General features: G+C 35.9%; 14 protein-coding genes and 1 pseudogene. 2 read left to right on the forward strand and 13 right to left on the reverse strand.

Annotated features, from left to right (window positions below; genetic code table 11):
* Window positions 1-415: 415 nt before the first annotated feature.
* Both DWA31_RS16655 and DWA31_RS16660 read left to right on the forward strand, forming a co-directional pair.
* Window positions 416-1132: a hypothetical protein gene (locus tag DWA31_RS16655; RefSeq protein WP_114327696.1), complete on the forward strand. Its 717-nt coding sequence runs from the start codon at window positions 416-418 to the stop codon at window positions 1130-1132.
* 72 nt (window positions 1133-1204) lie between these two features.
* Window positions 1205-1513, forward strand: coding sequence for a hypothetical protein (locus DWA31_RS16660; RefSeq protein WP_114327697.1), 309 nt, complete (start codon window positions 1205-1207; stop codon window positions 1511-1513).
* Between the two features lie 923 nt (window positions 1514-2436).
* Here DWA31_RS16660 and DWA31_RS16665 read toward each other — a convergent pair.
* The 13 genes and pseudogenes from DWA31_RS16665 to rppH form a co-directional block, all read right to left on the reverse strand.
* A pseudogene (locus DWA31_RS16665) lies at window positions 2437-2616 on the reverse strand (helix-turn-helix domain-containing protein); the annotation flags it as partial.
* A 208-nt stretch (window positions 2617-2824) separates the two neighbouring features.
* Window positions 2825-3175: a ribonuclease E inhibitor RraB gene (gene rraB, locus DWA31_RS16670; RefSeq protein WP_114327698.1), complete on the reverse strand. Its 351-nt coding sequence runs from the start codon at window positions 3173-3175 to the stop codon at window positions 2825-2827.
* Window positions 3168-3923, reverse strand: coding sequence for a 1-acylglycerol-3-phosphate O-acyltransferase (locus DWA31_RS16675; RefSeq protein ID WP_114327699.1), 756 nt, complete (start codon window positions 3921-3923; stop codon window positions 3168-3170). The genes rraB and DWA31_RS16675 overlap by 8 nt, the downstream gene beginning before the upstream one ends.
* 387 nt (window positions 3924-4310) lie before the next feature.
* A complete protein-coding gene (locus tag DWA31_RS16680) occupies window positions 4311-5045 on the reverse strand; it encodes a response regulator transcription factor (protein ID WP_114327700.1) in 735 nt (244 codons plus the stop codon).
* A 112-nt stretch (window positions 5046-5157) separates the two neighbouring features.
* Window positions 5158-5739, reverse strand: coding sequence for a glutathione S-transferase family protein (locus tag DWA31_RS16685; protein WP_114327701.1), 582 nt, complete (start codon window positions 5737-5739; stop codon window positions 5158-5160).
* Between the two features lie 339 nt (window positions 5740-6078).
* Window positions 6079-6570 (reverse strand): YcxB family protein, encoded by a 492-nt coding sequence (locus DWA31_RS16690; RefSeq protein WP_114327702.1) that lies wholly within the window; start codon window positions 6568-6570, stop codon window positions 6079-6081.
* Between the two features lie 93 nt (window positions 6571-6663).
* Window positions 6664-8148 (reverse strand): HDOD domain-containing protein, encoded by a 1485-nt coding sequence (locus tag DWA31_RS16695; protein ID WP_114327703.1) that lies wholly within the window; start codon window positions 8146-8148, stop codon window positions 6664-6666.
* A gap of 94 nt (window positions 8149-8242) precedes the next feature.
* Window positions 8243-9052 (reverse strand): crotonase/enoyl-CoA hydratase family protein, encoded by an 810-nt coding sequence (locus DWA31_RS16700; protein WP_114327704.1) that lies wholly within the window; start codon window positions 9050-9052, stop codon window positions 8243-8245.
* Between the two features lie 313 nt (window positions 9053-9365).
* Window positions 9366-10217: a thymidylate synthase gene (locus tag DWA31_RS16705; RefSeq protein ID WP_114327705.1), complete on the reverse strand. Its 852-nt coding sequence runs from the start codon at window positions 10215-10217 to the stop codon at window positions 9366-9368.
* Window positions 10217-11086, reverse strand: coding sequence for a prolipoprotein diacylglyceryl transferase (gene lgt, locus DWA31_RS16710; RefSeq protein ID WP_114327706.1), 870 nt, complete (start codon window positions 11084-11086; stop codon window positions 10217-10219). The genes DWA31_RS16705 and lgt overlap by 1 nt, the downstream gene beginning before the upstream one ends.
* Before the next feature lie 68 nt (window positions 11087-11154).
* Window positions 11155-11976 carry a sulfite exporter TauE/SafE family protein gene (locus tag DWA31_RS16715; RefSeq protein WP_114327707.1) on the reverse strand — a complete coding sequence of 274 codons (822 nt, stop codon included), beginning with the start codon at window positions 11974-11976 and terminating at the stop codon, window positions 11155-11157.
* A gap of 22 nt (window positions 11977-11998) precedes the next feature.
* Entirely contained in the window at window positions 11999-14335 is a 2337-nt protein-coding gene (gene ptsP, locus DWA31_RS16720; protein ID WP_114327708.1) for a phosphoenolpyruvate--protein phosphotransferase, read from the reverse strand.
* A 235-nt stretch (window positions 14336-14570) separates the two neighbouring features.
* A complete protein-coding gene (rppH, locus tag DWA31_RS16725) occupies window positions 14571-15110 on the reverse strand; it encodes an RNA pyrophosphohydrolase (protein ID WP_114327709.1) in 540 nt (179 codons plus the stop codon).
* Window positions 15111-15236 lie beyond the last annotated feature (126 nt).

Raw genomic sequence — 15236 nt, forward strand, 5'->3', positions numbered from 1 at the left:
TCATGGGATATTCTCCAATCTAAGATGAGGCGACATGCCTCAAAACTTAGTGTAGGAAAAAGTGAATGTGTTATAGGAGTATGCGGTGCTTGCCAAGGACACCATTACCGCGAAGCGGTTTAGTTCTAAGTGCGCAGTGCAGACTTAAGCGTCATTTTTTAGCCTTATATTCTATAATAAATAACTCGTGTCATATTACTGATAATCCATCATAATAATCTTTTGATTTCTGATTAATCATTGAGGCTCTATTGAAGAATAAAAGTGTTAATAAACATGATTTGAAAAGATACCCACCTATCTTTACAGTAAGTATGTAACTAAGACATATAATCAAAAAGATACCAAGTAAAATACTTACAAGTATATATCATCTAAGTGATAGTAATATTAAACTTATATTAAGGGATATATAATGAACATACAGGAATTGTTAGCCTCTGATGTACTAGAGAATAAATTATGCGATAAACTTACCGTATTGCTTAGTGGTCATTTTGTACAAGTAAACTTAAACGTGGATGGGTATGCCCATTTAGAAATAACCGTATGTGTCGGATGGGATGGAAAAGACCATGAAGACATTAATTATGATGATGTTGAAGAGGTTACTTTCACACTAACGGAGGTAGAGCAACTATCAGCACACGGGTTACGTCTGGTTAATGGACGCTTTGAAGGTAATACTGTTACCAGCGAATTGGAGTATACAGAAGAAGAGAACATGATCAACGAGTTAAAGGCATGCTTAACCCACATGATATTCGATGGAGTTACGGGTACTGTATTAAACAGGTTGACTGGCGATGGGAGTGAGGAGATATGGGCGATGGCTACAACTATTGCTAAAGCATGCACCCTCGAACATGCAGCTAAGCCCACGCGTAAGGAAGTACATGCGAACCGTAGAAAACACGCCAACAGCTGCTTTGTCACCGGTCCAATACCATATGCATGTAGCTTTAGATTAAAAGGGAAACAACAACCTTTAAACTATATAGTAATTACTGCTATGACGGAAATGATCAAAACTATAGAAGCTAATCCAGAGGCAACGAGTGCATTACTAGATATAGCAATTAGATTTATCGCGACGTATGCTACCCCGAATACTAACCATGCAAAGCAGTGAACTTATTAACTCTAGATAGCCTGTATAACCCAATCGGTCAAGGACGACTATCTAATAAAACAGGAATAACAAATGTATAATAAAAAATTAGCAGCAACAATGAAACTGTTAGGCATACCTAACACTAAAGCCTTACGTGAGTTAACCGGTATTAGCATACACGAGATATCTAGAATAACTACTTTAAAGTGGTTAAACTTAAAGATAGATAAGATACCTAAAGCTATCTTAGGTTTAGCAAACACATTAAGAGTATTACCAGAACAAGTCTATCCGATAGATGTTAGTATTGAGGAAATACAACATGCTAAGGCCAAACCACGATATAAAGCTACTCCCTTGTCACTTCGCTCCTTCTCTAGCGGCACAGAAACTAGATAAACTAGTAACCGACACCTGCTGACCCTATATCCCCATTAGCGTAGTGCCAACTATTGATATCAGCTGTTGGCGATGAGCTTAACTACGGGTACTAATATGTGACTAATAATACCCAACCTACCCACCACTATAGAAACTTCCCATTAAGAATCAACTTCAAGTAAGTTCGAGACTGCGGTTGAAAATTTAGAAATTTATGAAGGGGGTTATGAGGCGAAGCCGAACCCTTCATCAATTTATCAATTTGATACCGTAGGCGAAGATAAGTACTTGAATGTTTATTCGTATGGGTAAGAAGTTTCTAATAAAGCTAATTGCAATGAAACACAAATTAAAAATCAATTATGTTTTCACTCTAGTAGACACCACTGAAGCTGCCGGACATACGTAGTCTCTTATAAGGCTATTAGCCACCTTACCGAAAACTACGGGGACATATGGGGCTTAAGCTTGATGTGTAAGTTGTTACCTCATACACCCGTAGATTTGCTACTAGTAATCCATAACCCAAACTACCCTAGTTAAGCTGACCGTTAACTGTTGATTATCAAGATCTTGATATAAGAACACTCAACCAACGTGGTTGGTTAGATAAAACAACCTATCAAAACTTATCATGGAAAAAAAATAATCAATAAATTTCTTCGGTTAAGTTTGGACGCGGGTTGGATTCCCTTTCCCGCATTTAAACCCACAAGAAGCATTCAACGCTACAACAAGGGTAAAAAAGCGGGCAAAATGAACAACAACAGAGCCACACGCGACATAACCTACTGTTTTAATAGTAAATAATGCACTAGTTCGACTCCCCCCCGCTCCACCACACACATAATCAAAGACGCTTTTTAGCGTCTTTTTTTTCGTCTATAAAACCAGTTATATGGGGCTGTAGTTACAAAAGATTATCAATAAAGCTGTAGTAGCTTGCGATTCTTTTCTATCAAAGTATCAATACCACCTTCTTCGACGAGTTCTTGATAACGATAATATGTGTCTCGTGATACGCCCATGACTTTACAGGCTCTAGAAACGTTATTTAGTTCTTCAGCTAAGTTTAATAAACCAGCTTTGTGTTTGATGATTGTGTTGTTAGTATGCAACATGAGAGTTATCTCTTTTCGTTTTGGAATTAAGATTCGACACCTTAATCAAAACGGGTAACTCTCTACTTTTCAAGGTGAGATGTAAGATCTAACCTGAACTAATACACTTTATTTTGTTACACTTTATTTAAAACTGGCAGTTACACAAAATCTGTTACAGGCTCCTTTATATTACGTAATAACACAATAAATACTAATTTTCGAGAAGTTACTCTTCGAAATAAGTTCCCCAGCCATCGTAATCTACTTTACATTTTTTTGCTAATTCGTACATTTTTTGTGTTTCTTCACGTAACAGCTTAGCATTTAGCATTTGCTCGGTAATAATATCAAAAGCAAATACTTTGTCGCCATTTTCTAATTCAGCTTCTTCAGGATCTTCTACTTCCAATCCTAGTTTAAATGCAGTAATGGCTGCTTTCTCTAATAAATCAAAACTCTCACTAGCAAAATGGTGCTCAATTGTATGATAAACCTCCTCATTAGTACCATCTTCAAGTAATTCATTCACTAGTGCTTCGGTATGCTCAAACCAATGCGTTAATTCTTCATCAATCATTATTCATTACCTTTGTGGTATCAATTATAGCGTTATGTGCAATTTCTTCATCTAGTTGCTTAATTTTAGTCTTCATCAATGCATGAGCTTGTTCAGCAGCGCTACGAGCGCTAGCAGGAGTATTGTCTGATATATAAATAGGATCTAAAAATTCAATAATTATCTTGCCATTATTCCAACGCCCTAATTTAATTGTTCCCTCTTGATTACTTGCACAAATAGGTACAATAGGCACATTGGCTAGTGCTGCAGTACGAAATGCGCCTGTTTTAAAAGGCAGTAAACCACGCCCTCTGCTTCGTGTTCCTTCAGGGAACATCCATATAGAAAGCTTTTTTTCTTTAATTTTTGTTGCGGTTAAATTTATAAACCCCATTGCTTTGCTGGTGTTCTTACGATCAATTAATATATTTCCGGTTAACCAATACATTTGTCCAAAAATGGGGATCCATTTTAAACTTTTCTTCCCTACACTTACCGTACTTGGTTGTACCGCATTGGCCATCGTGAAAACATCATAACTATTTTGATGATTAGCTATATATATCACAGGACCTATATTTTTAACTGATTCAGGTATTCTGACCTCAACATCAAAACCTAATAATTTGGTTACCTTACCTAAGTACCTAGAAGTATGATGAACATTGTCACGGTGAAACGGCCTTAATAAACAGTAAAAGCAGGAAACTATACAAATAAAAAGAAAGACAATAGACATCAAAATAAAGCGGATGATTGTTAGCAACAGAGAAGTCCTAGTAAAATTTCAGACGGCGAGTATATAGGCAATACTATATAAGCGCAAAATTATTACTCTTTTTGAGCATGATCAACGTTCGTAAAAATCAACTTAATCTACATAGTAATAAAATTAAGCGTGTAGCTTTTTTCTAGCTTTTGACTATCGTTCAGTGGGTAATAAATACCAAATACCTTACGTAAAAAACTTACCCATGAGTAATTAAACTGAATTAAATTATAGTTTAGTAGGGAGTTATTCCGTCAACTCTACTTGGGAGTTTTGTGGTTGTATCATTCACGCTCAAGCATTCAAATAATCGAATTAAAATACTTAGTATAGCAACAAAACATGGCACTAATTGATACAGCTTACTGTTTTTACTTGCTAATATCAATTAAGCAAGTTTAGCATATAACCTTGACCCCAAACAGTTTCTATTCGAATTCGTTGCTGTCCTTGGTGAGTGATTTTATCACGCAACTGTGACATTCTAACGTCAACTGTTCGCTCTACGCCATTATACTCTCGGCCTAAAAGAATTTTATAAATAAAATCTCTACTCATTATTTTTCCTTCATTACTGACAAGCAAATGTAATAATTTAAATTCAAATTGAGTTAAAGTAATTGACTGTCCATTTACCTGACATTTAAATGAAAATAGAAATAAAATTATGTCACCCAATTGTATTTGATCTTGTTGAACAATTGACTGTGATTTTACATAACGCTTGAATAAAGCAGAAACTCTGACATCAAATATATTATTAGAAATAGGTTTAACTAAATATTCATCCACACCTAAATTAAAAGCCTTTATTTGCTCTTGCTCGCTATCGCGAGAAGTTAATAATATTAATGGTCCAGTAAATATAGATCTAATGGTTGCGATTAGATCTAGCTTGCTTATATCACTAAAACCTATATCGAGAACAACCATTTCAGGTTGATTTCTGGCAATACTTTTCTCGATAGAGTCATGACGTTTTTTTTGTTGAACTTGATAACCGGAGCCAGACAATTGCAAATCACTCCCAATCAATAGGATTGAGCGCCCTTTAACTGCATCATAAGATAAAGTATTACTAAGTTGTGCTCTATTTTCAGTCACTGAACTTATCATCATTATAATTCTCCTTTACATCAAGTGGGTTAAATTTTCTTGATAGGGGAATTGTAAAATAGTGTTACATTTGACGTTGTCATACCTTGTAAACTGTTCGTTTAAATTTGTTATCTTAACGAGGATCGGTTTTACTAACCCCTTCGTTATTGGCGCTTTCCCGATGAAATTTAACTAAATCAACAAGAGGGTTGAAATCATAAAGCTGTCGAAATTCAGTCCAATCTAATAAACAATATAAACAAATAGCAGGATAATGCCATTGTTCAAATTCACCATTTTTAACAGACTGTGCTAATACGGAAAATATTTTTTCAACACGTTCGTGTTGTAAATTAAAAAAGAATTGGTCTTTACTCGTATCTAAACCTGATTTCTTCAATAATAATAAACTGATTAGAGAGTCATTTGCTGCATCAATTAACGTTAATAAATTTTCTTGTGGCCAAGAGAGTGAAGGTTGTTGATATTTTTCAGATAAATATCGAAAAATCACACGAGAATCATATATACATTGTTCTTCATCAACCAAAGCCGGCACCTTTTGTGCCGGGTTATTTTCAGTTAATAATTTACGATCGTCAGTACTTCCAAAAATATCTAAATTTACAAAATCAAAATCAGTTACATTGAGTTGAATAAAATATAAACGTAAGCGCCTAACAAAGGGGGAAGTAGTAGAGCCTAATAATTTCATGTTATATCCAAGAATTAAAATTAAAAACGGAATTACACTATACCTAAACCACAGGTAATTAATAACCAAAAAGCAAAAAAAACTTAAGCCTAGTGGCAGACATATGAATCACTACGTTTTAGCAAATATCCCACCCAGTATATACCCATGGCCCTGAAAATAATAATACTTGCCAATAAACAGCTTCTTGTATTTGGCCTATAGCAACTAGTATTGATGTTGCAGAACCACCACAGCACTTCCTATAGCTATATTCATATTAACTCATCTAAGAATAAGATAAAGACGACTATCAATTTAGGATTTGTTAGTCTAATAGGCTTACTTTAGCCATAAATACTAACGATTGACTTTCTGTACAATATATTCTTGGGCCGAGGTTGTTAGGCAAGCTTTTGATAAATAACTTTTACTCGTGCTTTTACCTGCAGTAAAATGCAATACAAAACCTAAACTTGTATTTTTAATTTCGCTAACTTCTGACCACAAAATACGCCCTGTATGATAAAAAGACTCGCTCAGCACACCTTGCTCATCAATGGTCACAGTAACTTCACTTCCAGAAGCTTTGCTAAGCATCTGCCTTAACACCCACCACGGTTGGCTATAATAAATAGCTAGCGCTTCTAATATACCTAATGCAATAACAAACCAAGCAGCATATGCATTAACGGGAGTAAAAAGTAAAATAATTAAGCCAAATAGCATTAAAACCCCACCTTTAAAATAGGCGTTAGCAGAGCGATCAACAGTATTAGATTGACTATAACACTCATTAAAGTGAGCTTTATCTAAAGTAAATTTACAAGTAAACGAAGTAGGTGTATTCATTAGAAAAGACTAAGACCATTATTTAAAAAGCGTTAAAAGAATAAGCATAAAAATTAAAAAGTTGAGTCTAACAGAATAATAAGGGTAAAGTCATCAACGTAACGTAATCATGGTCAAACAGAGATTGAGGTGATCAATTAAAGAACAAAGCTGCTGAAAGTCATCCGTTGAAATAGTACTTTTTTCCGAACTTTTTATATCCCTTGCTTGTCTATTAGAAAAATATTGAGCACATACAACACCTACCGCTCTATCACCAATTTTAACGGGAATAATAGCCAAGGAACCTTCTTGAATAAACTCAACAAGCTCCTTAGTAATAATGTCCCGCCACTGTCTATGACTATAATCATTAATTAACGCGGGCATTTTAGAATCAAGCACTCGTCCAATAGCGTTATCGCTTTGTCGTATATTAATCGCTATTTTTGTTGGATCATTTTCTGCTTGGCTATTAAAAACAAAACGAGATTTTACTTGAGTTTTATCATCAGACAACATTAAAAAACTACAACGTTCAAATTCAAAAACGTTGATAATATCAATCAAGATAGTCTGTAAGAATTTATTTATATCTCGACTAGATTTCATCAATTTTGTCAGCTTCATAAATGCGGAGAGTAACTTTTTTTCTTTACTCATTTGATTAATTGATGCTAAACCACTGTTTTGATTAAAATCACTCGCTTTAGGCAATACTTTAATTAAATCAATTAAAACATCTGCGCCATACGAACTCAATAATTGTGCTGCTTGCTCTCTCGTATGGGTAATTCTAACCTTTAATTGTGATACCGTAATTTTCATGATTTTAGCAATGTTATCTAGTAACTTAGTAAAGTCCTCTTCATTTTCTCCTGGTTGGGCAATACTCGTACTCAATTTATCAGCAAAGAATACAATTTTCACTTCATCTGTACGGCTTTCAGGTTGATCTAAAGCTTTTAGCAATAAATCACTTAGATTCCATGTTCGCGCTAACCCTCGGCTTAATGAATTAAAACTGGTGCCAATTTCTTGTTCACAATATTCTTTAAATCCTGAGCTGTCTATACCTGCAGCACAAGCCAGTTGATCTGCTATTTTACCGCCACTACTCCAAAATGCAGTTTCACCTATACCGTATAATAATGCGGCTAAATAAACTTCTTCCTGTGTCTCATCACTGTAATTTGGTACCATCATTTTAGCTAGCATAGCTGCAAAAAAAGAGTTTGCCATCAACTGCATTAATCTTTCGTAAACAAGAAAATCTAAGCTTTTACTTGCTAATAAACTGTCAACCAACTTAGCGGTTAAGCAAACATTTTTTACCGTTTGAATGCCGAGTATCACTGTAGCACGAGAGACAGTGGTTACTTTATTTACCCCCATATGTTGTGTATTATTAGCAACTTTTAGCAGGCAAGAAGAAAGCGCTTGGTCGTGTAATATAGCCTTACTAAGTTTTGGCAGGGAAGATTTATCATCATTTGAAAATTTATCAAGCATTTTTGCTGTTGACGTTATCGCCGGTAACTCTGTATTGGCAATAAGTTCAATCCATTGTTCTGCTGTGTTTGGTGTTTTCTTTAACATTTCAACTTTCGTTTTTAGCGTACGATTATCCTAACTATGCGCTCAAACATATGTTTTGTCTAAATTTCTTTCATTTATACTTGCTATAAAATTATTAGAAACTGGTTCTATCAATAAAATCTTTTTTATTGCCTACTTTGGTTAAACCATTTTTCATTGCAATACGCTGGTTTTTTCTCCCTAGTAAGCGCAGTTGTGTTATTCGTTCCCAAAAAAGGGCTGTACGAGTATCTTTTTTCCACGTTTTATTAAATAAATATTTAGTCGCTGCTATTGCATCAGGGCTTTGTTGGCATATTTTATCAGCTAATAACTTTGCCTCAGCTAAAGGATTATCGCTGACTTTTGAAACAAGGCCATACTCTAATGCTTCATTGCCAGAAAAAAACCGCCCTGTCATGGTAAGTTCTTGAGCAATATCAATTCGAGTTAGCTGTGATAAAGTTGCCATACCACTCATGTCAGGTACCAAGCCCCACTTCATTTCTAAAATTGACAAGTTAGCATCGTGTGTTGCAATACGGTAATCACACGCTAATACAATTTGCATACCAGCCCCGAAACAATTGCCATGCACAACGGCAATAACAGGTACAGACAAATCACGCCAAATATGGGCTACACGCTGAAACATATTATCTTTATTCCAGGGAAGCTTTAGAAAAAAACTGAAAATCATTGATGGATTTTTAGCAACATGGTTAAAATCTAAACCCGCACAAAATGACGCACCTTCACCTTGTAAAATAACACAACGGATAGCTCTATTTTTGTTAACTTGTTTTGCAACCTTAACCAAGTCAACAATCATTTGTTTATCTAAACCATTGTGTTTATCAGGACGATTTAGGGTGATATAGGCAATTTTCTGTTCAAGTTTAAAGCTCACTCTGTCATTAGTCATAATTTTACTATCATTCAAGTAATGGGAATTAAATCGGACAGTAAGTGTGGCACAATAAAACTGGTAGAACCAGTGTCTTTATAATATCAATATAATCTTAACTTAACATACCTGTATAGTTAACTCAGGATCTTGCTGTAGACGTCCCTAAGTTATGTGCAAGGCATGCTGTTTTATTAATTGAAGTTGAAATATTCTACCACCGAGAGCACAGAGACACGCTTCGCGCTACACAGAGAAATAATCTGTAATTACTCAGCTTTTTCTCTGTGGAGGACGTAGTCCCTCGGTGTGCTCTGTGGTGAACTTTACTTTACACCGCAAACGGGTATTTGATTGCTTCATGGCATTGATAACCTTCTAGTGTAAAATCATCCATAGTCACCCATGTTTCTAAATCTTTTAATGACTTAATCTTAGGGTTTATAATCAATTTAGGTGATGGTAAAGGTTCACGTTTCAGTTGAACATCTTTCATTAAAGGTAATTGGTCTTCATAAATATGGGCATTAACAATTTTGTGATACGCAATACCAGGTTTCAATCCAGTAATTTGTGCCATAATAGCTAAAAAGAAAAACACCTGAACTTGATTAAAGTTAAGCCCTAGGGGCACATCACAAGAGCGCTGAAAACTTGTTAAATAAAGAGTACCATCTAAAATTGAAAAGTTGTGTGTATGCATACACGGTCTTAAACATCCCATATGAAATTCGCCGGGATTATAAAAACTCATAATTTCTGCGCGATCATCTATGCCTTTAGTCAAGTTATCGACTATTTTTTGCAACTGATCTATTGTTCCGCCATCAGGTTTCGCCCAAGCTCTACCTTGAATACCGTAAACTCGCCCCATGTCATCCTCACCTTTACGATAAGAATTATTGAGCCAAGCATCATTTAAATTAGCATTTGCATCCCATGTTTTGGTGCCTAGTTTGCGAAAATCAGCGGCATTATCATACCCACGGATATAACCAAGAAACTCGGCAATAGCTGATTTAAAAAAGCTTTTTCGGGTGGTTATCATCGGAAATTCGTTTTGTGCAACGTTATATTCTAAATCAGCATTGATAACCGTTAAGCAGCGTTTTCCGGTGCGCTCATTTTCAACCCAAGTACCTTTGTCAACGATACGTTGGCATAAATCTAAATAAGCGCGCATTATGCTTTTCCTTTTGTAGTGACAGCTTTCTTTTTTGCAGTTTTGCTATGAATTTTTCCATCAATAATGGCTGATTTTTGTTGGCTCAAATAACCTAAATAAATAATTGAAATTCCAATTAATATCATTGGAATGCTTAGGATTTGTCCTTTTGAAATAAAAGAGAAATACAAACCTAAATGAGCATCAGGCTCTCTAAAGAATTCTATAATACTTCTAAAAACACCATAGCCAATTAAAAAAGTGCCTGAGGCTAAACCTAAACTTCTCGGTTTACGAGTAACCACATACAAAATGGCAAAAAGTACCACCCCTTCAAGGAAGAATTCATATAACTGTGAAGGATGACGAGGTACTTGTAATGGGTCAGTTGGAAATACCATAGCCCAAGGCACATCAGTTTCTCGCCCCCAAAGTTCAGCATTGATAAAATTACCTAAGCGACCCATCCCCAAACCAACAGGTACTAAAGGCACGACAAAATCACCAACGGTTAAGAATGATTTATTTGTTTTTCTAGCAAAAATATAAACAGCAGCGACAACACCCAGTAAACCGCCATGAAAAGACATACCCCCTTGCCAAATTTGAAATAAATACAGGGGATCAGCTAAAAAATAGTCCCATTGGTAAAAGAGTACATATCCTATACGCCCGCCGAGTATGACACCAAGAAAACTATAAAATAATAAATCGCTGACTTGATCGCGCGTCCACTGACCACCACTTTTGTCAGCTGCTTTGTTGGCAAGAAACATAGCCACTACAAAGCCAACGAGGTACATCATGCCGTACCAACGAAGAGCAACTGGGCCTATACTAAAAATAATAGGGTCAATAACGGGAAATTGTAAAAACTGTTCTGTCATTTATCATCCAAAAAATAAATACTCATGCCTCGATTAAAACTTAACGAGGATGATCACCAATGTAAAAATTATGCAAATACCATTTTTATTGCTACTAAAATAAGAAAAATGGCAAATCCTTTCTTTAATGTTTGTACGGGTAATTTACTCGCATATTTAACCCCAATAGGTGCAAACAAGGAGGACGTTAACACGATTCCTAATAACGCAGGTAAATAAACGTAACCAAGACTCCACGGCGGCAACAACGCATTATCAAAACCTGAAATGATATAACCTAAAGAGCCAAATAATGCCACCATTACACCGCATACGGTAGCGATACCAATACAATGACGCAGCGGCATACCAAAAAAAGTTAATACTGGCACTAAAATAGCGCCTCCAGCCATCCCCATTAAACTAGCCACAACACCAGTAAATAAGCTTATAAATTGCAATTTAATATTAGATGGCATTTCTTTAGAACGTTCTGAGCGTATTGAAAGCAACATATAGGATGCGAGTAAAAATACAGCAACCGCAAAAAAATTCGTTAATGCTTCGGCTGATAAATGATCAGCAATAAAAGCCCCTAGTAAAGCGCCAAAAGCTACCGTAAACATTAGCGGTTTAGTAATTTTCCACGGAATGTTATTATTTTTCTGATGGGCAAAAGCAGCACTAGAAGAAGTCATAACAATGGCAGCAAGAGACGTTGCTAGTGCCATTGGCATAATGACTTCAGTGCTTAATGCACCATGACCAATAACGTCATTAGTTATGCTTATATACGGTAATAAATAAACTAAAGCCGGTACAACAATTAAGCCACCGCCAATACCTAATAAACCAGCGAGAAAACCAACGAGTGAACCAAGAAAAATACAACTAATAAAAATAATTAACATTACATTCCTGCGCGAATTAACATTACATTCCTGCGCGAATAAAACCACCTAAGCCTAATTGCTCAAGTTGTTCATTTAAATAACTATGCACCTGTTTAGCGGTAGTAAGCTTTAAGGTGTAAGCAAGGATTACTTTTGCTCTTTTAAAATCTACATGACGAATGACCCATTTTATTCGCGCTATATTATGCCCATTCATACTGAGTTTATCAAAGCCCATCGCCAATAATAATAATGCACCCGCAGGCTCACCTGCTAATTCACCACAAAGACTTAATGGAACTAAGTATTTTGCAGACTGCTCAGCAATGCTGTTCAACGCTCGAAGCACTGCAGGATGATAGGCATCATGCAAGTTGGCCACTTGAGCATTATTTCGATCAACAGCCAACAAGTATTGCGTTAAATCGTTACTACCAACCGAGAAAAAATCAACACGTAACGCTAATTCTTCTAATTGAAAAATAACTGCAGGAACTTCTAGCATTATACCTATTTTAGGGCGAGTTAACTTTTCTATTTTAAGATTATCTTTTACAGACATGCTGTTTTGTAACTTTGCACAATGCTCAGCATTTAACTCTGCATGTAATTCGGCATCTACTTCATAATAAGCCTGATTTATCAAACGAATAGCTTCATCAACTTCACTGACATTTGAAATCATCGGTAGCATAATTTCTAAATTTTCATGCTGCTGATTTGCTCGCATCATGGCACGAACTTGTACCAAAAAAATCTCAGGGTGATCTAAAGTAATACGAATACCACGCCATCCTAAAAAGGGATTATCTTCAACAATAGGAAAGTAAGGTAAAGATTTATCACCGCCCACATCCAAGGTGCGCATGGTCACAGGTTTATGTGGGAAACCTGCTAAAATATCTTTGTATAATTGTGTTTGTTCAGACTCTGAAGGAAAACAATGACGATTCATAAACGGAATTTCAGTCCGAAATAAACCAACTCCTAGAGCACCTAAGTTTTCTGGACTTTCAAATTCTGCAGATAACCCTGCATTTAACTGTAACTCAATAGTGTGTCCATCTTTAGTAACCGTTGGTAAGTGAATAACTTGCTGAATTTTTTCTGTTAACTCACGTTCTTGAGCAATTAAATGTTGATATTCACGCTTTAATGCCTCATCAGGGTTGATAAACAACTGACCGCTATAACCGTCGACTATCGCTGGTTGCTGATCCAATTGCGCAATAGGAATATTACTCACACCCATAATGGCAGGAAGTTCAAGTGCATGGGCTAAAATAGCCGCATGAGAATTAGCAGAGCCTGATAAAGAAACAATTGCTTTCAAACCTTTATGCTGATACTCCGCCAACATTACAGGAGTAACATCCTCAGCGAGTAGAATGAAGCTTTTAGGCAAAATTAATGGCTGTGTTTGTTGCTGTTGTAAATTAAATAAAAGCCGATTTCCTAAATCACGAATATCACTCGCACGCTCTCTTATATAGCTATCATCAATAGCCTCAAATTGCCCAATATAATGTTCAAAAACTAATTTCAATGCACTTTGTACTTGCCAGCCTTGGTTGATTTTTGTTGCTATTTCTCGATTTATATCGGCTTGCTCAAGTAATTGCTTATAGACATCAAAAATAGCTAAGCTATTATCATTGACCATTGTGCTAAGTTTATTACTTAAGAACTCAAAGTCAGCTAACGTTTTACTAACCGCTTTTTCAAAACGCGGTATTTGCACCGCTTGTTCTTCCACTGCTACTTTTTTTAATGGCAACGTTGATAAGTTTGCTTTTGCCTGACAAACGACAATTTGACTTAACGCAATGCCCGGTGCACCCGCAATACCTAATAACTGCTTTACACCACGATTTTGTTCTTCTTGATTCAGTAAGTCCTTAATCTCAGCATTAGCCAACGCACTAGATAATTGTGCCGCTAGCGTAACTAAAAAGGCTTCTTCGTTTTCATTAAAGTTTCTTGATTTCTTTTGCTGAATAGATAGAATGCCCAACACTTTACGTTGATGAATAATAGGCGTTCCTAAAAAGGCATTTAAATCATCTTCTTCTACTTCAGGCATATGAATATAGTGTTGATGGCTACGCGCATTGGCAATATTTAAAGGTTCTTCTCGTTGCCCAACTAAACCAACTAAACCTTCAGAAAAGCCGATGGTTGTCTGCCCTACAGATTTTGATGCTAAGCCATCCGAGGCCATTAATAATAAATGTTGTTGTGAATAATCAGCTAAATAAATAGAGCAACAATCGGTTTTTAACGCTTTCTTGGTTTGGCTAACCAGTCGCTTTAGCGCTTTTTGCAACTGAGTCTCTTGGCTAAATTCAAGAACAATATGGCGTAGCGTGGTTAACATAAAATCCTTATTTACTGATAAAAATAAAACGTGCTAACGCACTTTATTTGGAAGCTCATTGATAACAGAATCTTCAAAGCCTTTAGTCGAAATCCATTGTTATAGAATAGATTCTATCCCGAAGCATCGTAAGAGTGACATTCTTGTCTATTTTTTTTATTTGATTGTTCTGCATAGGTAATAAATAAAATGACCCACAATAAAGTAGGTCATTAAAAACAAATCATAGTAATAATCAAGCACGGCGTTCTTTTCGATTTTGCCTTTGGTTAGGGCGTTTATCGTGTCGTTTTTCATAAGAAAAAGCTAATGTCGCAGAAGCAAACTCTTTCATTACTCTTCGATAAACATCGCGCTTAAATGACACCACTTGTCGAACTGGATACCAGTAACTTACCCAACGCCAATCATCAAATTCAGGATGAGAAGTATGAAGTAAATTAACCGATGATTCAGGAGCGGTTAGTTTTAATAAAAACCACTTCTGTTTTTGCCCAATACAAACAGGTTTACTGTCGTGTCTAATATAACGTTTTGGTAATTTATATTTTAGCCAATGTTTGGTTGAAGCAACAATTTTTACATGTTCAGGTAGTAAACCAACTTCCTCATGTAGCTCTCGATACATGGTTTGTTCAGCCGTTTCCCCTTCATCAACACCACCTTGTGGATATTGCCATGAATGTTGCCCAAACCGTCTTGCCCAAAATACTTGCCCCCTGTCGTTAATTATTACTATGCCGACGTTGGCTCGGTAGCCTTCGGCATCGATCACAGGAACTCCTGAGAAACTAAAAATACTTATATAGATTCAACCATATTAACGGCTAGTGAGCAAATGATTACTTTGATTTTTTACGCTATTCACCCGATAATACCATTTTAGAGTATACACAATGAT

Source organism: Candidatus Colwellia aromaticivorans (assembly GCF_003333305.1).
GTDB lineage: Bacteria > Pseudomonadota > Gammaproteobacteria > Enterobacterales > Alteromonadaceae > Colwellia > Colwellia aromaticivorans.

Excerpts from the sequence above, each read along its gene's own strand:
- rraB (WP_114327698.1), bottom strand. The coding sequence starts at position 3,175 with ATGATTGATGAAGAATTAACGCATTGGTTTGAGCATACCGAAGCACTA.
- DWA31_RS16660 (WP_114327697.1), top strand. The coding sequence starts at position 1,205 with ATGTATAATAAAAAATTAGCAGCAACAATGAAACTGTTAGGCATACCT.
- DWA31_RS16680 (WP_114327700.1), bottom strand. The coding sequence starts at position 5,045 with ATGATGATAAGTTCAGTGACTGAAAATAGAGCACAACTTAGTAATACT.
- lgt (WP_114327706.1), bottom strand. The coding sequence starts at position 11,086 with ATGACAGAACAGTTTTTACAATTTCCCGTTATTGACCCTATTATTTTT.
- DWA31_RS16700 (WP_114327704.1), bottom strand. The coding sequence starts at position 9,052 with ATGACTAATGACAGAGTGAGCTTTAAACTTGAACAGAAAATTGCCTAT.
- DWA31_RS16705 (WP_114327705.1), bottom strand. The coding sequence starts at position 10,217 with ATGCGCGCTTATTTAGATTTATGCCAACGTATCGTTGACAAAGGTACT.
- DWA31_RS16695 (WP_114327703.1), bottom strand. The coding sequence starts at position 8,148 with ATGTTAAAGAAAACACCAAACACAGCAGAACAATGGATTGAACTTATT.
- DWA31_RS16655 (WP_114327696.1), top strand. The coding sequence starts at position 416 with ATGAACATACAGGAATTGTTAGCCTCTGATGTACTAGAGAATAAATTA.
- ptsP (WP_114327708.1), bottom strand. The coding sequence starts at position 14,335 with ATGTTAACCACGCTACGCCATATTGTTCTTGAATTTAGCCAAGAGACT.
- DWA31_RS16690 (WP_114327702.1), bottom strand. The coding sequence starts at position 6,570 with ATGAATACACCTACTTCGTTTACTTGTAAATTTACTTTAGATAAAGCT.
- DWA31_RS16685 (WP_114327701.1), bottom strand. The coding sequence starts at position 5,739 with ATGAAATTATTAGGCTCTACTACTTCCCCCTTTGTTAGGCGCTTACGT.
- DWA31_RS16715 (WP_114327707.1), bottom strand. The coding sequence starts at position 11,976 with ATGTTAATTATTTTTATTAGTTGTATTTTTCTTGGTTCACTCGTTGGT.